Origin of the sequence: Janibacter cremeus, from assembly GCF_013409205.1 — a bacterium.
Lineage (GTDB): Bacteria > Actinomycetota > Actinomycetes > Actinomycetales > Dermatophilaceae > Janibacter > Janibacter cremeus.
In genome coordinates this window covers 1,612,292-1,631,536 of the sequence record NZ_JACCAE010000001.1, presented here as the reverse complement: position 1 = coordinate 1,631,536, position 19,245 = coordinate 1,612,292, and the positions used below count along the sequence as shown (strand labels likewise).

Sequence of the window (19,245 nt, the reverse complement as noted above, 5' to 3'; positions counted from 1 at the left end):
CCTTGCCCCTCCGGCATATCACTGACGAAGGGGGAAACCTCAGTCTGCGAGGAGCGTCACCAGATCGGTACGCAGCGTGCTCGGGTCGACGTCGGGCCCCGGCTCGGTCACATAGACCTCCCAGAAGGGCAGCTGCGTGCGGTGGCCGTCCTCGGCGACCTTCTCCATGAAGGACTGCCAGGCCTGCGGCAGCCCGTCGTATCCGCCGAGGTGCGAGACCGTCGCGATCCGCCCGGCGGGCAGGGTCGAGGAGTAGAAGGTGATGCCACCCGCCTCGAGCTCGCCATCGAGCACCTCGGCCACGGGGAAGCCCACATCGAAGGTCATCGTCGCCCCGGGCTGTCGACGGTGCAGCGCGAGGGCAGGGCCTGCTGGGGTGACGCCGAACTCGTCCAGCCCCGGGACCAGCGCGGAGAACGTCTCGTCGAAGATCCCGGCCATCTCGTGCGGCGCGACCCCCTCGGTCATGCGCACGACGGTCGGGGTCTCCTCGGCGTCGAGGTAGGTGACCTCGGTGTGCGGGTCGGCGAGATAGCTGGGCTCGGTCATGGCGTGCTCCTGTCGTCTGGGTCCGGCATGGCGTCCGTTCCCGATCATCCTCGAGCCGGCGACCGGATGCCACCCGTGATCACCTCGCCGCTCCCCACGACGATGGCCGCCGCCCCCTGCGGGAGCGGCGGCCATCAGCCGGGGCGGACCGCCTCAGACGAGGTCCTCGCCACGCTTCCTGGCGGCGCGGATCTCACGGACGAATCCGGTGCAGATCACGCCGAGGATGACCGCGACGATCACGGGCCACATGAGGATGTAGATGGTCAGTGCAGTGATGGACATGAGGGTCCTTTCTCAGACGGTCGCGCGCTCGTCGTCGAGGTCGGTGGCAGAGCGGGTCGTGGACGGCTCGTCGTCCTCCGGGTCGAAGTCGCCCGTCCGGCGGGCGATGACGTCGAAGTCGAAGGGTTCGCCGCGGGAGGCGAAGGTCATCCCCGCGCAGACGAGAGTCGAGACGGCGTAGGCCACCAGCGACCCCGACAGCGCGGCGTAGTCCGCGATGAGGCCGAGGGCGAAGGGGGCGAGGGCCAGGGCGGCGATGATGCCACCGGCCAGGCCGACCCTCGGCCCGAAGAACCCGAAGAGCATCAGGCCGATGACCACGCCGATCCCGACGATCCCGAGCAGCTCGACGGCCAGGTCCATGCCGGTGTTGCGCGGCAGCCAGCCGAAGCGGACCGGGAGGAACGCCACCAGGGCGAGCAGGACCGAGACGGTGAACGCGGAGTTGGTGACCTTCTTCCAGTAGAAGGAGGCGATGACCGGGAAGACCAGGCAACCCCAGAGCGCGCCGACGAAGACGAGCAGGTCGAGGATGCTCAGCTCCAGTGCCGCGAAGGAGACCGCGGCCGCCGTGGCCAGCACCATCGTCAGTCGCCCGATCAGCAGCATCGTGCGCGGGCTGACGGCCCGGCCGCTGCGGCGGGCGGTCTGGCCGTAGATGTCGGTCATGACGATCGAGGACAGCGCGGCCAGGTCGGAGTCCGCGGTCGAGGACAGCGAGCCGATGATCATCACGAAGAACAGGACGATCAGCGGGGTCGCGAGGTGGGTGGCGGCCAGCTGCGGCAGCAGGTTGTTCGGGTCGCCGCCGGCCGGGTCGACACCGGCGTAGAGGGCGAGGACGCCGAGCATGCCGACACCGATGACTGTGGCGCCGTAGCCGATGGTCGCCGTGATGAAGGTCGGCTTGATCAGGTCCTCGCGCACCGCGAAGAGGCGCTGGGCGATCGTCTGGTTGCCGATGGCGTAGGCGAGGACGGCCGCGATGTACGGGGCGCCCTGCTTGAGGAAGGCCTCGGAGGAGAAGAAGTTCGACTGCTGCGGGGTGAGGTTGGCCGAGCCCTCACGCAGCAGGTCGACGCCTCCGAGGATGAAGAAGAAGGCGGGCACGAGGACGACGACGGCGCCGAGCATCGCGACGACCTGGGCGAAGTCGGTCAGCACCGAGGCGCGGAAGCCGGACCAGATCGTGTAGAGCAGCACGCCGCCGGCGATCGCGAAGACGCCCTGGATGAAGTTCAGCGGGGAGAGCATCGCGATGAGCGCGCCACCGGCGATGAAGTTCGACATCAGCGAGATGACGCTGCCCAGGACGTTGGACCCGGCGAGCATCAGCTGGCTGGAGCGGCCGTGGCGCACGGCCATGACCTGGGCGAGCGTGTGGGCCCGCGGTGCGACGGCGCGGATGCGCTTGCCGAAGGGGTAGATGAACAGGATCATCAGGGCGCCCCACAGGCCGTAGTGGATCGGCCCGGAGATCCCGTAGAGGTACCCGGAGGTCGCGGAGGCATACATCGATGACGCCCAGATCCAGGTGGCCGTCATGGAAGCGGCGGAGATGCCGAATCCGATGCCGTGACCGGCAGTCATGTAGTCGTCGGCGTTCTCCTTGTCGCCGCGGCTGATCTTCACGGACATGTACATCGTCAGTCCGTAGAAGAGGAGCAGGAGTACGACGACGGTCACGATTCCCAAGGGCGGCTCGGTGGGCATGCCTTCCTTCCGGTGTGGTCTTGTCGGGTGTGGCAAGCGGAACGTAACCCCGAATGCGTATGCATGGCTAATAGGGGAAAACCCACCCAAACAGCGCGAGAGGCCGATGGCATCAACGAAAAGTGCATGTCCATGCACCCCATCGGGTGTGTGGAACATCACCCGATAAGGCCTCGTCCCGGTGCTTCCGGCGTCGTCCGGCCGGCCTGTCGACACGCCGGAACGACTATTCGCGGGCGGTGGTTGCGCGCGGGCTGCGATCCGGTTTGGCTGTGCCCCATGAGCTACCAGTCGCCACCCCCGCCCCCGCCGCCACCCGGCGGTCCCGGTCAGCCACCGCCGCCCGGGGGTCCGGGTCAGCCACCGCCGCCCGGGGGTCCGGGTCAGCCACCGCCGCCCGGCGGTCCTGGCGGCCCGCCCATGCCTCCGCCTCCCGGTGGGTACGGGGGCCCGCCCCAGGGCCCACCTCCCGGTGGGTACGGCGGCGGCTACGGCGGTCAGCCTCCCGGCGGCTACGGTGGCCAGCCCGCGCCGGAGTTCAGCCCGCTCGACGCCCTGTCCTACGGCTGGAAGAGGTTCACCGAGAACCTCGGGCCCTTCCTCGGGATCACGGTGCTGCTCGTGGTCATCGGCTTCGGGTTCTCCTTCGTCGCCGAACTACTGCTGCAGACCGGGCCGGTCGTCACCCAGCCCGACCCGCTCAGCCTGCGCGGGGGGTCGACGCAGGTGCATCAGCCGAGCATCGCCGCGTCGCTGGGAAGTCTTGCGCTAAACCTCGTCAGCGCGGTCGTCCAATTCATCCTCACCGTTGCACTGATCCGTGCGGCGGTCGACGTGGTCGACACCGGGAGGGCGAGCATCTCCACGATGTTCACCCGGATCCCGTGGCTGCACCTGATCCTCGCGGCCATCCTCGTGGGCCTGATGACCTTCGTCGGGCTCATCCTGTGCATCATCCCGGGCATCATCGTCGCCTTCCTGCTGTCCTTCACCAACTTCGCTGTCATGGATGGGAACTCGGCCACGGACGCGATCGGGGCGAGCTTCAGGTTCACCAAGGCCAATGTCGGTCCGGTGCTGCTGCTGTTCCTCGTCCTCCTCGGCCTCGGGATCCTTTCGCTGTGCACCCTCGGCCTGGGCTTCCTCGTGCTGATGCCGGTGGGTTACATCGCCGTTGCCTACACGTGGCGGACCCTGCAGGGGCGCATCGCCGTCGCAGCCTGACCCGTACACACCAGAGCGCCGCGGCACGTCGACTGACGTGCCGCGGCGCTCCGTCTTTCCGGGGCGAAGGGGGCCGCTCGGCTCAGCGGCCGAAGGTCGCCACGATGTACCCGCCGTCGGGCGCGAAGGGCTCGAGCGCCCACCCACCGAGCAGGACCTGCTCGGTGAGCCCCGCGGCGGCTGTATCGGCGCGGAAGTCGGCGAACTCGTAGCCACGTTCCGCCCCGAAGCCGATGACGACGCGGCCGTCCTCGTCGAGGTGCTCCGCGAAGCCGGCGAGCACGTCGCCTCGGGTGCTCGGTGCGAGGAAGGTCATGACGTTGCCCGCGCAGACGATGAGGTCGAAGAGGCGGCGTTCGCCCCCTTCGTCCCGCACGTCGAGGACGGCGAGGTCACTGACCAGCCACCGGGGACCGGGGTGGTCCTCCTCGGCCGCCGCGATGAGGGCGGGGTCGACGTCGGCGCCGGTGACTTCGTGACCCAGCTCGTGCAGCCGACCGCCGATCCGGCCGGGGCCGCAACCGGCGTCGAGGACCCGGGCGCCGCGCGCGACCATCGCGTCGACCAGCCGGGCCTCACCGTCCAGGTCGTCCCCGCGAGCGGCCATCTCCCGGAACCGCTCGATGTACCACTGGGAGTGGTTCGGGTCCTCCGCGACGATCTGCATCCATCCGCTTGTCTCAGGCACCATGCACCCACGATAGGAGAGAGGCCGCAGCGCTTGGACGGGGTGTGGGAGTGGGCGCGCCACCGGCCGACGCAGGACTTCGGTGGCGCGCGTCCTCAGGCCCCACTCAGTCGCTCCTGCATCTCCAGGACGCGAGGGAAGAGCAGGTTGTTCTCCTTGTGGACGTGCTCGTGCACGTCCCTCTCGAGCTCGGCCAGGCCGGTGAGCATCGCGCGGTAGGAGTTGCAGGCGTCCTCCGGTGGGGTGTGGCCCCCGGTCAGCCCACGGATCCGCGTGAGCAGGTCGCCGACGACGTCGTGCTCGGCGATGAGCTCGCGCAGCGCGTCGGAGAAGTCGCCGGAGGAGAGCCGGACCGGTGCCTGCGTCTTCTCCAGACGGCTGATGGCCGGGAAGATCACCCGCTCCTCGCGCGTCATGTGCGGCTCGAGCTCGGCGATGATCCGCTCGTAGGTCGCCTTCACCTCGGCGAGCTCGGGGTGGCGGTCCCCGTGCACCCCGGCGACCTTGTCGACGAGCGCCTGCAGCCGCGGCATCTCCTCCCACGTGTACGCGTGGTGGGTGTCGACGATGTCGTGGGCCAGCGCGGCCATCTCGAGGTCGCGGGCGATGACGGCCGGCCGCTCGCCGGGCAGGTCCAGGCGGGTGCTGACGTCCATCACGTCGAGGCCGGCCGTGCGGGCGGCCTCCTCGAGGGGGCGCTGCCCGTGGCAGCAGTAGTCCAGGCCGAGCTGCTCGAGCACGCGGCTGCGGCGGGGGTCCTCGGCGACCAGGTCACCGAGGGTAGCGGTGGTGGCGACGGCCATGTCAGGTTGTCCCTTCGTCGTGGGGCGTCACGCGGCGCCCCGGCGGTGGACGTCGACCGCCGGGGTGGCGGCCAGCGTGGTGGTGAGTGTGGTGCGGGCGTGGGTCCAGGCCTCGTGCAGGGCGCAGGTGCGCCCCAAACCGCACGCCCGGGCCTCGGCGACGCAGCGCCCGTTGGCGGTCGGCCCGTCGATGGCCTCGATGACGTCCAGGACGCTGGCGCGGGCCGCGGAGTCGGTGAGGGAGTAGCCGCCGGTCGGGCCGGGGGTGGAGCGCACCCAGCCGGCCTTGACCAGCGGACCCACCACCTGGGCGACGAAGCCGGGGGTCGCATCCAGGGCCTCACCCAGCTCGGGGGCCTTCAGGCGCGTGTCCATCGGCGACAGGGCGGCGATCGCCTGCACGGCCAGCTCGGCTCGGCGGGTGACCTCTAGTCTCATAGTGACAGATTAATAGATTCTTCAGGGGGTGGGAAGCCTTCCGCACCGCCCATTCGCCCGAGCGGCCACTCGTGCATCACGTGGCACCGGCCGGACTCCCACCACGCGAGCTGCAGGCGCGTGAGCGTGCATGTCACCGGGACCACGTCACCGAGCAGTCGACGAGTGCTCTCGAGGGAGACCGTCGGTGAGGCGGCGTCGAGGGTGAGGTGCGGGTCGACGCGGCGGCCGAACCTCCCTTCGTACGGCGGGAAGTGCGGGAAGGACGCGACCAGCGCCTCGGTCAGGGCGCGAAGGGGGCCGTCCGGCTCGGGCCGCAGGTGGATGACGCCGTTGGGGAACTGGCCGAGGTCGACCAGGCGGGTCGGCATCGATGGGGTTGCCGCCGCGATCCGTCCCACCTCGGCCAGGTCGGTGGCCGACGGAGCGGGGGCGAAGGGGGACAGGGCCGTGACGTGTGCGTGGCCGAACCGTGGGTCGGCGGAGACGAATCCGGCGTCGTAGCCGCGGGTGCGCTCGCGGACCCAGTCCTCCAGGGCAGGCACGGGCAGCTGCAGCACGGTGTGGCCGGTCACGGGGCGACTCTGCCGCATCCCGGCGCCGGCCGGTCGACCGGTTCGAGGTGGCTTCGCGCGCCCTGGCGCGCGCGAACACATCGACCCGAGGGACCAGCTCGCCGGCGGGAGACCCGGTCGTCACTTGGACGTCCGGGCGTGTGGCCGCGGGTCCTCAGCGCCGTGCGGCCCGGCGGGGCCGCGCCACGGCCGTCGCAGCCGCAGCCGCGCTGGAGGTGGCCAGGGTCCCCCAGGCCATGTCGAGGGGCACGATCCCCGCGGGGTAGCCCTCGAGGACGGCCAGTCCGGTCAGGTTGAAGGCTGCGTACGCGACGACGCCCAGGGCGGCCCCCTGGATGGCGGCGATGCGGATGCTGCTCCCGCGCAGGCCCGGGGCGGTCGCGAAGTAGGTGATGCCGAGGGTGTAGATGATGTAGAACGCCGCAGCCGCAGGAGGGTTGGCAGGGTCGGCGAGCAGCGAGCCGAAGGCGCGCTCGTAGTGGCCCTTGGCGATGATGCCGAGCCAGAGGCCGTCGACGACGCCGAAGGCGGCCGCAGTCACGACCCAGCTCGCGAGCCAGCGGCCCGCGCCCAGTGGGAGGCTCGTCGGATGGGTCATCGGAGGCCTCCCGCTCATGGGTGCTGGCGTTGGTGTTCGACCGGCCGATCCTGAGGTGTCCGACCCTTGTCGAAGGTTAGCCGAGACCTGCCGGGTGATGCCCCGGCCGTCGCGCATGATCTGCGGGGGTGCGGGTAGTTCAGGCGCATGTCACGTCAACTCGCACGTCCGCGCAACGGCAAGTGGATCGCCGGTGTCTGTGCCGGTCTGGCCGACCGGTTCGGTCTGCCGCGCTTCCTGGTGCGCCTCGGCTTCGTGATCTTCGGCATCGTCGGGGTGGGGGAGCTCGTCTACATCGGGTTGTGGATCCTGATGCCGAAGGTCGACAGCTAGCCGCCCCACCTTCGCAAGAGCCTCAGCAGTTGTGATGGAGGCCGGATTTCCGGCCTCCATCAGCGGGTGCGTTCAGTCCTCCGGGAGGTTCGCGAAGGTCTTCTTCGTGTCCCGGTACCAGCCCAGGCTCTTGCGGGGGTGGCGCCAGCGGGACTTCATGTCGTCACGGGCGCTCTGGTGCGCGGCGTCGCCGGCCTTCTCGGCTGCCTTGAGGTGCTGGTCCTGGGCATTGATCACGTCGTCGGCGCTCTCGCCGCGGTGCTCGAGGTCGCAGGGGCCGCCGAGCTGGCGGCAGGTCATGGTCTTCATCGCAGTGTCCTTTCCTCGGGTGTTCACTGGTCTGACGATCTGGGTCGCGTGAGTGTGACGAAGTGTCTCCTCACCCCTTCGCTCACCGTCGCGGCGACGCACGACCTGCGCGAGGACGGACTGCTCGGCGCGGAAGGTGATGGCCGTGACCCGACCGTCGATGACGGTGAAGTCGAAGCACCTTGGCCTCGCCCCGGTGGAACCACGCGGCGCCCGGACGCTCGCCGAGGTGGACCGGCAGGGCGGCGTGGGCGCTGCCGTTGAAGAACTCGGCGATCTCGCGCCGGCCGTCGATGCCCTCCGGGGTGCCCGCGGTGATCGCCGCGGCGTCGGCGCGGACCCCGGCGTCGGGGGCGAGGGGCTGGAGAAGGGAGTCGAAGTCGCCCTCGCGGGCGGCGGCCATGAAGGCGTCGACGACCTCCCAGTCGCTCAGCCGGTCCTCGCTCGCGGGCTGGCGGACCTTGGCCCGGGCGCGGGAGGCGAGCTTGCGGGCGGCAGTCGGGGTGGTGTCGAGGACGGCTGCGATCGTCGTGAACTCGAAGCCGAAGCTGTCGTGGCGAAGGCGACGCGCTCGCCGGGGGTGAGGCGGTCGATGACCACCTTCAGGGCGATGCCGACGGTGTCGGCGAGGGCGACCGCGTCCGCAGTGTCCGGGGCTCTGTCGAGGACGTCGACCTCGTCGTGCGGCTCGGGGGTGCGGGACTTCAGCCGGTCCAAGAACAGCCGGCTGGTGACCGTGGTGAGCCAGGCGGGCAGGGAGTCGATGCGTGCGTCGGTGCCGTGCAGACGTAGCCAAGCCTGCTGGGCGATGTCCTGCGCCTCGGCGTGGTCGCCGAGGATGCGCGTGGCCAGGCCGATCAGCCGTGGTCGCTCAGCCTCGAAGGCCTGCGTGTGGTCGTGCTCGTGTGCGTGGTCCACGAGGTCCACCTCTCGGTCCCGAGTCGTCACCGACATGACGAACGGACCGTCACCAGTGTGACGGTCCGCAGGATCAAGGTGGGGATATCGGTTGTGGGCTGTGGTCTCGGCCGCTCCCGAGGAAACTGGAGGCGGGCCCGACGGCGTTGTCGGGCCGCGACTCAGTTGCGGGTCTGGATGGTGGCGGGGACGTACATGTTCGCGCCACGACGGAGGGTGGCGACGATGCCCGGGAGGCCCAGCTCGTTCAGCGCGACACGCTCGCTGACGGGGGTGAGGTAGCGACCGGCGACCCACCACGGGGACAGGCCCGCGACGAGGAGGACGGCCAGGACGGCGACGGCTGCGAAGATGCTCATGACTCAAGTATCACGAAGATATTCAACAACCACAAGCAGCGTTTTCCACATGAACATAAGGCTGTGCCATATGGTTGACGGATGATCGACCTGCACCGCCTGTCCATCTGGCGAGCCGTCGTCGCGAGTGGTTCCGTCAGTGGTGCCGCGGCCAACCTCGGCTTCACGCCGGCGACCGTCAGCCAGCACATCATCGCCCTGCAGGCGGCCATCGGGCTGCCGCTCTACGAGCGGCGCGGGCGGGGCATCGAACCGACTGCCGTGGGTGAACGCCTGGCCGAGGAGTCGTCGGAGGTCTTCGAGAGCGCCCGGCGCCTGGAGGCCTTCATCGAGGACCTGCACGCCGGGCCGACGCCGACCCTGTCGATCGGGTCGTTCGCCTCGGCCGCCCGGGCCTGGCTGCCCGGCGTCGTCGCCGATCTGACGAAGGAGTTCCCCGACGTGCAGTGGGCGATCGACATCCACACACCGGGCGCCGCTGCCGGCTACCGCACGCGGGACATCGAGATCGACGAGGAGGTGCCGGCCGAGCTGCCGCGGGCGCTGACCGGCTACCGCCGTCGCGAGCTGGCCGTCGACGACTTCGGGGTGGCCGTGGCGGCCGATCACCCGCTCTCTGACTCGACCGAGGTCAGGGCCGCGGACCTGCGGGACGAGTCGTGGATCGACCACGACATGTACGACCGCACCTCGGGGCGGGTGGTCCGGGATGCCTGTCATGCCGCGGGCTTCGAGCCGCGTTACGTCGCCCGGTCCGACGACCACAACGTCGCCCTGGCGATGGTGGCCGCCGGGGTCGGTATCGCGATGCTCCCGAGGTTGGCGAAGGGGGAGGTGCCCTCGCACGTCCACACCGCCCCGGTCGTCGACCCCGTCCCGCTGCGCCGCGTGACGATGCACGTGCGCGACACCAGTGCCCACCTGGACTATGTGCGGCGGGCCGTGGAGCTCATCGAGGCGCGCGCCGGGGCTGCCGTTCCGGATTAGGCCCTGTCATTGCCAGTTGTGTGCTGGCCTTCGTGACTTTCGTGGGCACGACGGCATGCAGCTGGTTCGCCTGCTGTCACCTTGCGCCTCGAATGGCTTCATCTCGTGTCACTTCCTGCTCTGGTCGAGCACGGGTGCCGATCCCAAGGATGAGGGGAACCAATCCGGGAGGAAATGCAATGACGCATGTCGAGCCAGAGGGGCGAGCGGACGAGCCGCTCGAGCCGCAGGGGGGCGCGACGATCGAGGCGCGTTACGGGATCAACGAGATGCCGCCGATCGGTGAGGCCATGCTGCTGGGCATCCAGCACGTCCTGGTGATGATGGCCAGCAATGTCACGATCCCGATCATCCTGGCGACGGCGATCGGCGCGACGACCGGCGAGACCACTTTCCTCGTGCAGGTCGCACTGCTGGTCGCGGGTCTGACGACCCTGATCCAGACCTTCGGTATCGGACCTGTCGGCGCGCGACTGCCGATCGTGCAGGGGACGAGCTTCGGCTTCCTTGTCGTCTCGGTCCCGCTGGCCCAGGACTACGGCATTGCGGCGGTCTTCGGCGGTGCGCTCTTCGCGGGGCTCGTCCAAGTGGTCCTCGGCTTCAGCCTGCGGTGGCTGAATGTGCTCTTTCCCCCCATCGTCACCGGCATCGTGGTCCTCGTCATCGGCATCGGTCTGCTCCCGACCGGGATGCAGCTCTATGGCGGCGGGGCCGGTGCTGACGACTTCGGCTCGTGGACCAACCTGGGCCTGGCCACCTTCGTCCTGGTGTTCCTCCTGGTGACCTATCGCTACGGCCGCGGGATCCTCAGTGCCGCGTCCGTGCTGGTCGCACTGGTCGCCGGCTACCTCGTCGCCATCCCCACCGGCAAGGTGGACTTCACCGAGGTCGGCGAGGCCGAGTGGTTCTCCATCCCCATGCCTTTGGAGTTCGGTCTCGATTTCCCCGCGGCAGCGCTGATCGCCATGGGAGCCATGGCGATCGCGACCTCCGTGGAGACCATCGGCGACCTCTCGGCCATCACCAAGACCGGGGCCGGACGCCAGGTCACCGAGCGGGAGCTGACCGGTGGTGTCCTGGCTGACGGCGTCTCGACCTCCTTCGCCTCGCTCTTCAGTGCGCTGCCGAACACCACGTTCGGGCAGAACGTGGGCCTCGTCGCCTTCACCGGAGTCATGAGTCGCCACGTGGTCTCGGTGGGTGCCGGCTTCCTGATCTTCCTGGGTCTCGTGCCCAAGCTGGCTGCGGTCATCGCCGTGATGCCTGCAGCGGTCATGGGCGGTGCCGCTGTCGTGATGTTCGGCATGTTGCTCGGAGCGGGAGTGAAGCTCTTGGCGGACTCGGCGCTGGACCGCCACGACCTGCTGGTCATCGCTGTCGCTGTGGGCGTGGGTCAGGGATTCGCCGCGATACCGGAGGTCACGGTGCTGCTGCCCGAGTCGATCGAGGTCCTGATGACCTCAGGCATCGTCCCGGCGACCGTGCTCGCCGTGGTCATGAACCTCGCTCGCCCCAAGCCCGAGAGCGGCGGGCGGATCGATGTTGACCTGCCGCGCAGCCAGGAGCCAGTGACCGACTACAGCCGCGCCCGCGAATGAGTAACGGTGTCGACCCGACGCCGCCGGACCGCGCCGCTGGAGCGCGCCGCTGGAGCGCGCCGCTGGACCGCGCCGCCGGGTCGACACCTCCCGGGCATCGGGCTGGGCTTGGACACGACCGTCGATCACGGATCGCACGCGCCCATGCTCACAGCGGACACGTCTGCGTGACGGCCCGGGGCATGCCGCAGTGCCCGGCCGGGTGTGGCCGGGCGCGGGGCGTGGTCGCTAGACGTGCCAGGTGACGCCGGTGGGGGTGATGGTCGCGGTCAGGTCGTGGGTGTGGACCTTCGTGTGGTGGCGCTCGCACAACAATGCGGCGTTGCCGGTGTCGGTGGCTCCGCCTCGGGACCACCAGGCCACGTGGTGGGCATCGCACCACTGCGGGGGCATGGTGCACCCCGGGTAGGTACAGCCCCGGTCCCGCAGCCAGATCGCCTTGCGCTGCCCGGGGGTGAAGAACCGCGCCGTACGGCCCAGGTCGAGGACTTCACCGTCGGAGCCCAGGATGACGGGGATGATCCCCGCGTCGCAGGCGAGCTTGCGCACCGTGGCCGGCGCCAGGACCTCACCGGTGGTGGTGACGCCGGCACCGTTGGTGCCTGAGCGCAGGTCGTCCAGGCCGATGGTGACCATCAGCTGGGCCTTCTCGCTCTTGGCCGCTTCGCCGGGCGCGGAGACCCCGCGTCGGATGATCTCCACCAGTGCGTCCGCGCGGCGCTGGGTGGCGGGCCGCTCGTCGTGCTCACCCTCGGGGCCCTTGACCGGCCCGGACAGGGCCGCGATGGCCGAGTCGATGACCGCGGCACCCTCGGCGTCCAGGACGACCTTGTAGGCGCTCATCCCGGCCGGGCCTGGGGACTTGGTGAACGTGCGCGCGGCCTTGGCGCGCTTGTCCTCGCGGTCCTGGTCCTTCTCGGGCCTCAGCAGCCGCCCGGCACGCGTGATGCCGGCCGCGAGTTCCTTGTCCGTCAGTCCCCGCACCCGCTCGCGGCGTCGGCCATCGGGGCCGGTGGCCACGATGTCGTCCTGCGCGGCCGCGACCAACGCCGACAGGTCGTCGGCCAGCTCCTCCTCGTCGGCCACCGGCGCGACCTGCGCATGGAACCGCGCCAGCTGGTCGGCCTTGCCCAACGGCAGATCCCCCCTGGTGAAGGCCTCGCGCAGCTCACCGACCGCACCATCCGCTCGGGTCCAGTACCGGCCGGCCATCGTGGTGCCGGCCTGGGCCACCCGCACCACCGAACCCACGTGCCGCACACTCGGATCCGGGGACCGCTCACCCTCCGCGCGGGTGACCCAGTCATGCGCCGACCACGCAGACTCGGCCGGCAGGCCCCGCGCCAGACCCTCACGCACCAGATCGACCTCCGCGACCTCCAACAGCTGCCGGATCTGTCCGACGACGGCCAGGGCATCGGTGACCTCACGGTCCTGAAGTCGCCACAATCCCGCGTCCGCAGCCTCACCACCACTCGCATCGACACCAAGTGCGCCCGCTCCAACGGCGGCCGTCAGTGCGGGAGCAGCGGCCCCGAAAGACAACGACCGCAACGCATCACGCAGCCCGGGAACCATCCCGTAACCCTCGCTCCACTGCGCCACCATCGACATGCCTCGATCGTATGTTCGACCACCGACAACCGCCATCGCACAGGCCGAGACTGTGGACATCGGCCCGATCCGGTGCGGTGACGGGACGGTCCAGGGCCCTCCGACGGGGCTAGCCTGCGTCCATGACCACACCCGAGGATTCGGCCCAGGCTCCGGCCGGACGAGGCCGCGCCCGCCAGGACGCGATCTATCGCCCCGGCGCGCTCGGCATCGCGCCGACCGTGCCCACCGACACCACCGAGCTGGAGCGCCGGGCCAAGCGCGCGATGACCCCCAAGGCGTGGGCCTACGTAGCCGGCGGCGCGGGCTCGGGGGCGACGATGCGGGCCAACCGCGAGGCCTTCGACCGGTGGCAGGTCGTACCGCGGATGCTGCACGCGACCACCGAGCGCGACCTGGGCGTCCGCATCCTCGACACCGATCTGGCCGCACCGCTGATGCTGGCCCCCGTCGGAGCGGCCGGGCTGATCACCGACGACGCCGACGTGCGGATCGCGCGGGGCGCCCGCGCCAGCGGCATCCCCTACGTGTTCTCCTGCCAGGGCAGCGCTCCGATGGAGCTGACGGCGCGCGCGATGGCGGGGACCCCCTTCTGGTACCAGCTCTACTGGTCCACGGACGAGGACCTCGTCGACTCCATGATCGGCCGCGCCGAGGCGGCCGGGGCGCAGGCGCTCGTCGTCACACTCGACACGACCATGCTCGGGTGGCGCACCCAGGACCTCGACCTGGGCAGCCTCCCCTTCGCCCGCGGGCAGGGGATCGCCCAGTACACCTCGGACCCGCGCTTCATGAGCCTGGTCCGCCGGCGGCTCGCGGCTGCCGGCGCCAAGGCGCAGGATCTCGGGCTGGACCCGCGGCGGCCCGTTGACCTGGCGAGGGCGGCGAAGGGGGGAGCCGGCACCCTGCTGTCGATGTCCAGGGAGCACCCCGGCGCGCTGCGGGCCAACCTCCGCTCGGCCGAGCCGCGGGCAGCGGTCGAGACCTTCCTCGACATCTACTCCAACCCCGGTCTGTCGTGGGAGCACATCGCCACGCTGAAGGATCGCACCTCCCTCCCCGTCGTCCTGAAGGGCGTGCTCCACGAGGACGATGCCCAGCGCGCCTTCGACTCGGGCGTGGACGGCATCGTGGTGTCCAACCACGGCGGACGCCAGGTCGACCGCTCGATCAGCGCCCTCGATGCGCTGGTGCGCATCCGCGATGCTGTGGGCCCCGAGCCGACGGTCCTCATGGACAGCGGGATCCGAACCGGGGCAGACCTCTTCATGGCGCTCGCGCTCGGCGCGGACACCTGCCTGCTCGGCCGTCCGCACGTCTACGGGCTCGCCCTCGACGGGGCTGCCGGCGTCAGTGCGGTCATCGACGGTGTGCTGGCCGAGCTCGATCTGACCATGGGTCTGGTCGGTGCCGCCTCGATCGCGGACATCACCCGGGACCTGCTCGTCGAGGGCTGAGCACGCGCGACTGCTCACGAGCGGTCGAGATAGCGCTCCATCGCGTCGGTGCGCAGGGTCAGCCCGTGGCCCGGCGCCGAGCGGTCGGGGGTCACGGTCCCACCGGCCGGATCAAGGGCACCCTCGAAGGCCAGGGACTCGATGCGCACGTGGTCGTGGAACCACTCCAGATGGCGCAGCCCCGGCGTCGCCGCGGCCACGTGCGCGTGCAGGTTGGGGGCGCAGTGTCCGGAGACGGGCAGCTCGTGGGCCGCGGCGACCGCGGCCGAGCGCAGCCACTCGGTGTATCCACCGCATCTGGTCGCGTCGATCTGCAGGCAGTCGACGGCGCCGGCGGCGCACATCCGCTGGAAGTAGCCGATGTCGCTGCCGTACTCCCCGGCTGCCACGTCCGCGGCCACCTGCTCACGCACGAGGCGCAACCCGGCGAGGTCGTTGGAGCTGACCGGCTCCTCGAGCCAGGCGACCCGGGCATCGGCGCACCGGTCCATGACCCGTACGGCCTGCTTGGCGCCGTAGGCCCCGTTGGCGTCGACGTACAGCTCGGCATCCGGGCCGATCACCTCACGCGCGAGGGCGATGCGCTCCACGTCGCGCCCGACCCGGGTGCCCCGGTCCTGACCGATCTTGATCTTCACCCGCGGGATGCCCTGCCCCCGGACCCAACCGCCGAGCTGCTCGCGCGTGCGCGCCTCGTCGTAGGTGGTGAACCCGCCGCTGCCGTAGACGGGCACCTGTGTGCCGACCGCTCCGAAGAGGTCGACCAAGGACAGGTCGAGCAGCCGGGCCTTCAGGTCCCAGCACGCGACGTCGACGGCGGAGACGGCGTACCCGGCGAGACCCGGGCGGGTGTCGTTGCGCACCGCGCGGACCATCTCCACCCACGTGCCGGGCACCGCCATCGGATCCCGCCCGACGACGACATCGGCCAGCTGCTCCTCGATCAGCCGCGCGCACGCGGCGGGCGCGTAGGTCCACCCCGTCCCGGTGACACCGTCGCACTCGAGGGTGGCCACCACGAGCGTCGTCGAGTCCCACGCCAGGGTCCCGTCCGCCTCGGGCGCGTCGGTGGGGATGGTCCACGCGGTGGCGCGAAGGGAGTCGATCGCCGGCCGCTGACCGGTCGCCGGGGTCATCGCCGCGTGGGTCGATTCTCGTCGTCGCTGCCGACCGCTTCCTTGGCCTTGGCGAAGAGCTCCGCGGCCACCGCCCGGGCGGAGTCGCGCACGACGGACGCCCGCGCAGGGTCGCCCTTGGCCAAGGCCGCCAGGAACCCCTTCGCCTGATCGAAGGAGATGTGCGCCGGCAGCGGTGGAACGTTGGGATCGGTGCGCACGTCGAGGACGACCGGGCGGTCCGCGGCGAAGGCCTCGTCCCACGCCTTCTCGACGTCCTCGGGCCGCTCGACGGTGATGCCGCGCAGACCGAGCAGCTCGGCGTAGCCGGCGTAGTCCATGTCCTCGACGAGCTGACTGGTGTCGTAGCGAGGGTCGCCGGCCTCGCGCATCTCCCACGAGACCTGCGTCAGGTCGTCGTTGTGCAGCACGAGCACGATGAATCGGGGGTCCTCCCACTCCTGCCAGTGCCGCTTGACGGTCAGCAACTCGTTCATCCCGAGCATCTGGAAGGCGCCGTCGCCGATCGTGCAGACGACCGGTCGGTGCGGGTGGGCGAACTTGGCCGCCAGCGCGTAGGGCATCGCCGCGAGCATCGAGGCGAGCATCCCGGAGAGGTTGCCCGACATCTCCGGCCCGAGGCGCAGGTGGTGGCCGTACCAGTCGGCGGTGGACCCGGCGTCGGCGGTGACGATCGCGTTGTGCGGGAGGCGGTCGTTGAGCGCCTGGTAGACGCGGCGCGGGTTGATCGGGTCGGCCTCGACGGCGGCCTCCTGCGCCGTGACCTCCTCCCACTGCCGCATCCCGTCCACGACGTGCTTCTGCCAGTCGAGGTCGTCGGTCTGCTCCAGGTGGGGCAGGAGCGCGGTCAGGGTCGCCTTCGCGTCACCGCCGAGATTGACCTCCATTGGGTAGCGCAGGCTCAGGTGCCCGGGCGACAGGTCGATCTGCACGCCCCGCGCCTGCCCGGTCTCGGGCAGGAACTCGGCGTAGGGGAAGTTCGTGCCGATCATCAGCAGGGTGTCGCAGTCCTGCATCATCTCGTAGCTCGGCAGCGAGCCGAGCAGACCGAGCTGCTGGGTGTGGTACGGCAGATCGCCGGGCAGGACGTCCTTGCCGAGCAGGGCGGTGGCGACCCCGGCCCCGAGGCGCTCGGCGACGGCGATGACCTCGTCGGTGGCACCGCGGGCGCCCTGACCGACGAGCATCGCGACCTTGCTGCCGGAGCCCAGCACCTCCGCCGCCCGGCGCAGCTCGTCCTCCGGGGGTACGAGGGCGGTCGAGGAGTACCCGACCCCGGTGCGCGAGACCCAGTGCTCCAGGGGTGGCTCGACCATCTCCAGGGTCTGCACGTCCGCCGGGAGGATGACCACGGTGGGGCACCTCTGTGCGGCGGCGATCCGCACCGCCCGGTCGACGACTGTCTGGGCGTGTGCCGGGGTCAGCACCGTCTGGCAGTACCCGGCGACGTCGGCGAAGACCGCCTCCAGGTCCATCTCCTGCTGCGCGTGGCTGCCGAGCGAGACCCGCCCCTGCTGGCCGACGATCGCGACGACGGGCTGGTTGTCCATCTTCGCGTCATAGAGCCCGTTGAGCAGGTGGACCGCTCCCGGGCCGGAGGTGGCGATGCACACGCCGACCTCACCGGTGAACTTCGCGTGCGCGCAGGCGAGGAAGCTGGCGACCTCCTCGTGCGTCGGCCGGATGTAGCGGAAGGCCTTGCCGTCGGCCTCGCCGCTCTCCAGGGCGCCGTCGAAGCCGCCGATCCCGTCGCCGGGGTAGCCGTAGAACCGGTGCAGGTCCCACTCGATCAGCCGGTCGATGACGAACTCGCTCACAGTGCTGCTCATGGTGCGCTCCTGTCGGTGGTGGGGGCGGGGGACGAAGGGGGTCAGTTGCGGGTGTCCGCGTCGGGGCGGGGGTACTGCGGCCGGTCGGGGAGTCGGATCGAGGCCTCGAACATCACGGCGTGGACGAAGGCCTGCGGCAGGTTGCCGCGCAGCTGACGCTGGTGGATGTCGTACTCCTCGGAGTACAGGCCGGGTGGGCCGCAGGCGGCCCGGTTGCGCTCGAACCACCGGTAGGCCTCCACCTGCCGGCCCTGCTGCTGCAGTGCCATGGCCATGAGGAAGCCGCACATGAGGAAGGACCCCTCGGCGTCCGCCAGCGGTCCCGGCTGCTGACGGAACCGGTAGAGGTGGTGGTCGTCGGCCAACTCGTCGAGGAGTGCGCTGAGGGTGGCCTCCGTGCGGGGGTCGTCGGCGGAGATCCCGCCCCGCAGGGCCGGCAGGAGCAGCGCGGCATCGACACCCGGGTCGTCGGGCGCGCGCTGCCACCGCCCGGACTCGTGGGTGCAGGTCGTCGCGGTGTCGGCCAGGATCGTGTCGGCGAGCGCCATCCAGCCGCCGGTGCTGCTCGTCGGTGCCCCGGCTGCGGCGATGGCCCGCAGCCCGGCCACGCAGATCAGTCGGCTCTCGGTCCACTGGTGGGGGTCGAGCTCCCAGAATCCGGCCTCGGACTCGTGCCACCGCTCGGCGATGGCGTCGACGGCGGCCCTCGCAGCGCGCCAGCCCTCGGCGTCCAGCCGGTCGTGCCCGGCGGCGGCCGCCAAGAGCAGCAGCACCTCACCGAAGACGTCGAGCTGGAACTGGGCATTGACGTGGTTGCCGATGACGTCGTTGCCTCCGGGGTATCCGGGCAGGTCGAGCTGGCGCTGGTCGGGCACCGGGTCGCCGTCGATGGTGTAGGCGGGGGCAAGCCGGGCGCCGTGCTCGAGGACCCGTGCCGCGACGAATCGGACCGCGTCGTCGAGCAGCGGGTGTGGCCCTGCCGCCGCGATCGCCTGGCCGGTCAGGGCCTGGTCGCGGATCCACACGTAGCGGTAGTCGTAGTCGCGGCCCTGATCGGCACGTTCCGGCAGGCTCGTCGTGGCCGCGGCGACCATCCCGCCGCTGGAGCTGGTCATCCCCCGCAGGACCGCGTACGCGTGCCGCGCCTCCCCGGACGTCGCCGACTCGGCGACGTCGGGCACCTCCTGCGCCCAGGCGTAGGCAGTGGCCTCCCACAGGGCGTCGGGCTCGGGCGGCTGGTCCGGCAGGTCCTCGGTGGACAGCTCGAGGACGAAGTCGCGGTGCTCCCCCTGCGGGAGATGCAGATCCAGGGTCAGCTCGCCGTCGTCGTTCTGCTGCGCCTGGTCGCCGGCACCGCTCCACCGCAGGCGAAGGGGGCCGGTCGTCGCCGTCCACGACCCGTCCCCCTGGGTGAGGTCGCCCATCGGTTCGACGCCGAAACCGGCCCGGGCGTCGAGGCGCACCTCGACGTCCGCGTCGCCCTCGAGCGCGACGACCTGTCGCATCAGCACCAGACGGTCGCGCTCACCGGGGAAGGCGAGGGCCTCGCGGCACTCGACGAATCCGTTGGTGGTGGTCCACCGCGACCGCCAGATGAGTGAACCCTCCTCGTAGTACCCACCCCAGACGTGGCGGCCGGTCGGGGTGATCGAGTAGCAGCCGCGCCCACCGACGAGTGTGGAGAAGACCGCGTCGGAGTGCCACGCGGGCGCGCACAGCCAGGCCACGTGACCGTGCGGGCCGAGCAGCGCCGCACGCTCGCCGTCGGCGAGCATCGCGTACTGGCGCAGCACGTGGGGCGCGCAGCCCCCTTCGTCGGGTGCTTGCATCGG

At 70.8% G+C, this 19,245-nt stretch carries 21 protein-coding genes; 5 read left to right on the top strand and 16 right to left on the bottom strand.

What is annotated here, in order from left to right; all coding sequences use genetic code 11:
- Window positions 1-39 precede the first annotated feature (39 nt).
- The 3 genes from BJY20_RS07685 to BJY20_RS07680 all read right to left on the bottom strand — a co-directional run bounded on the left by BJY20_RS07685 (window position 40) and on the right by BJY20_RS07680 (window position 2,547).
- The gene (locus BJY20_RS07685; protein WP_185990988.1) at window positions 40-549 is read right to left on the bottom strand and encodes a GyrI-like domain-containing protein; all 510 of its coding nucleotides are present in this window, start codon (window positions 547-549) and stop codon (window positions 40-42) included.
- 153 nt (window positions 550-702) lie between these two features.
- Window positions 703-834 carry a putative transporter small subunit gene (locus BJY20_RS15685; protein WP_221935271.1) on the bottom strand — a complete coding sequence of 44 codons (132 nt, stop codon included), beginning with the start codon at window positions 832-834 and terminating at the stop codon, window positions 703-705.
- A gap of 12 nt (window positions 835-846) precedes the next feature.
- A complete protein-coding gene (locus tag BJY20_RS07680; RefSeq protein WP_221935270.1) occupies window positions 847-2,547 on the bottom strand; it encodes a sodium:solute symporter family protein in 1,701 nt (566 codons plus the stop codon).
- Window positions 2,548-2,967: 420 nt separating this feature from the next.
- On the opposite strand from BJY20_RS07680, the gene BJY20_RS07675 reads away from it, so the two are divergent.
- Entirely contained in the window at window positions 2,968-3,771 is an 804-nt protein-coding gene (locus BJY20_RS07675) for a hypothetical protein (RefSeq protein WP_185990987.1), read from the top strand.
- Between the two features lie 82 nt (window positions 3,772-3,853).
- Here BJY20_RS07675 and BJY20_RS07670 read toward each other — a convergent pair whose 3' ends face one another.
- The 5 genes from BJY20_RS07670 to BJY20_RS07650 form a co-directional block, all read right to left on the bottom strand.
- Window positions 3,854-4,462: a class I SAM-dependent methyltransferase gene (locus tag BJY20_RS07670; RefSeq protein ID WP_185990986.1), complete on the bottom strand. Its 609-nt coding sequence runs from the start codon at window positions 4,460-4,462 to the stop codon at window positions 3,854-3,856.
- A 92-nt stretch (window positions 4,463-4,554) separates the two neighbouring features.
- On the bottom strand, window positions 4,555-5,262 hold the full coding sequence (gene ric / locus BJY20_RS07665; protein ID WP_185990985.1) for an iron-sulfur cluster repair di-iron protein: 708 nt from the start codon (window positions 5,260-5,262) through the stop codon (window positions 4,555-4,557).
- 27 nt (window positions 5,263-5,289) lie between these two features.
- The gene (locus tag BJY20_RS07660; RefSeq protein ID WP_185990984.1) at window positions 5,290-5,700 is read right to left on the bottom strand and encodes an RrF2 family transcriptional regulator; all 411 of its coding nucleotides are present in this window, start codon (window positions 5,698-5,700) and stop codon (window positions 5,290-5,292) included.
- The gene (locus BJY20_RS07655; protein ID WP_343062812.1) at window positions 5,697-6,275 is read right to left on the bottom strand and encodes a 2'-5' RNA ligase family protein; all 579 of its coding nucleotides are present in this window, start codon (window positions 6,273-6,275) and stop codon (window positions 5,697-5,699) included. The genes BJY20_RS07660 and BJY20_RS07655 overlap by 4 nt, the downstream gene beginning before the upstream one ends.
- A 154-nt stretch (window positions 6,276-6,429) precedes the next feature.
- Entirely contained in the window at window positions 6,430-6,873 is a 444-nt protein-coding gene (locus BJY20_RS07650) for a DUF2177 family protein (RefSeq protein ID WP_185990982.1), read from the bottom strand.
- Window positions 6,874-7,020: 147 nt separating this feature from the next.
- On the opposite strand from BJY20_RS07650, the gene BJY20_RS07645 reads away from it, so the two are divergent.
- A complete protein-coding gene (locus BJY20_RS07645) occupies window positions 7,021-7,206 on the top strand; it encodes a PspC domain-containing protein (protein ID WP_185990981.1) in 186 nt (61 codons plus the stop codon).
- A 72-nt stretch (window positions 7,207-7,278) separates the two neighbouring features.
- On the opposite strand, the gene BJY20_RS07640 is transcribed toward BJY20_RS07645, so the two are convergent.
- From BJY20_RS07640 to BJY20_RS07630, 4 genes are all read right to left on the bottom strand, one after another.
- Window positions 7,279-7,515, bottom strand: coding sequence for a DUF1059 domain-containing protein (locus BJY20_RS07640; RefSeq protein ID WP_185992512.1), 237 nt, complete (start codon window positions 7,513-7,515; stop codon window positions 7,279-7,281).
- An 82-nt stretch (window positions 7,516-7,597) separates the two neighbouring features.
- Window positions 7,598-7,918: a hypothetical protein gene (locus tag BJY20_RS16025; RefSeq protein WP_246297130.1), complete on the bottom strand. Its 321-nt coding sequence runs from the start codon at window positions 7,916-7,918 to the stop codon at window positions 7,598-7,600.
- Between the two features lie 26 nt (window positions 7,919-7,944).
- Entirely contained in the window at window positions 7,945-8,433 is a 489-nt protein-coding gene (locus BJY20_RS16020; protein ID WP_343062811.1) for a sigma factor, read from the bottom strand.
- Window positions 8,434-8,594: 161 nt separating this feature from the next.
- A complete protein-coding gene (locus BJY20_RS07630; protein WP_185990980.1) occupies window positions 8,595-8,792 on the bottom strand; it encodes a hypothetical protein in 198 nt (65 codons plus the stop codon).
- Between the two features lie 81 nt (window positions 8,793-8,873).
- Between BJY20_RS07630 and BJY20_RS07625 the strand changes: the two genes are divergently transcribed.
- Together BJY20_RS07625 and BJY20_RS07620 are read left to right on the top strand one after the other, a co-directional pair.
- Window positions 8,874-9,779 carry a LysR family transcriptional regulator gene (locus tag BJY20_RS07625; protein WP_185990979.1) on the top strand — a complete coding sequence of 302 codons (906 nt, stop codon included), beginning with the start codon at window positions 8,874-8,876 and terminating at the stop codon, window positions 9,777-9,779.
- 179 nt (window positions 9,780-9,958) lie between these two features.
- Window positions 9,959-11,377, top strand: a complete 1,419-nt coding sequence (locus BJY20_RS07620; RefSeq protein ID WP_185990978.1) for a uracil-xanthine permease family protein — start codon at window positions 9,959-9,961, stop codon at window positions 11,375-11,377.
- A gap of 228 nt (window positions 11,378-11,605) precedes the next feature.
- Here BJY20_RS07620 and BJY20_RS07615 read toward each other — a convergent pair whose 3' ends face one another.
- On the bottom strand, window positions 11,606-12,991 hold the full coding sequence (locus BJY20_RS07615) for an HNH endonuclease signature motif containing protein (protein ID WP_185990977.1): 1,386 nt from the start codon (window positions 12,989-12,991) through the stop codon (window positions 11,606-11,608).
- Between the two features lie 122 nt (window positions 12,992-13,113).
- On the opposite strand from BJY20_RS07615, the gene BJY20_RS07610 reads away from it, so the two are divergent.
- On the top strand, window positions 13,114-14,448 hold the full coding sequence (locus tag BJY20_RS07610; protein ID WP_185990976.1) for an alpha-hydroxy-acid oxidizing protein: 1,335 nt from the start codon (window positions 13,114-13,116) through the stop codon (window positions 14,446-14,448).
- Window positions 14,449-14,462: 14 nt separating this feature from the next.
- On the opposite strand, the gene BJY20_RS07605 is transcribed toward BJY20_RS07610, so the two are convergent.
- Genes BJY20_RS07605 through BJY20_RS07595 form a run of 3 tightly spaced genes read right to left on the bottom strand, consistent with a single transcriptional unit; the run spans window position 14,463 to window position 19,242 of the window.
- Window positions 14,463-15,584, bottom strand: a complete 1,122-nt coding sequence (locus BJY20_RS07605; protein ID WP_185990975.1) for an enolase C-terminal domain-like protein — start codon at window positions 15,582-15,584, stop codon at window positions 14,463-14,465.
- Window positions 15,581-17,413 (bottom strand): thiamine pyrophosphate-requiring protein, encoded by a 1,833-nt coding sequence (locus tag BJY20_RS07600; protein ID WP_185990974.1) that lies wholly within the window; start codon window positions 17,411-17,413, stop codon window positions 15,581-15,583. The genes BJY20_RS07605 and BJY20_RS07600 overlap by 4 nt, the downstream gene beginning before the upstream one ends.
- Before the next feature lie 41 nt (window positions 17,414-17,454).
- Window positions 17,455-19,242: a glycoside hydrolase family 15 protein gene (locus BJY20_RS07595; RefSeq protein WP_185990973.1), complete on the bottom strand. Its 1,788-nt coding sequence runs from the start codon at window positions 19,240-19,242 to the stop codon at window positions 17,455-17,457.
- Window positions 19,243-19,245 lie beyond the last annotated feature (3 nt).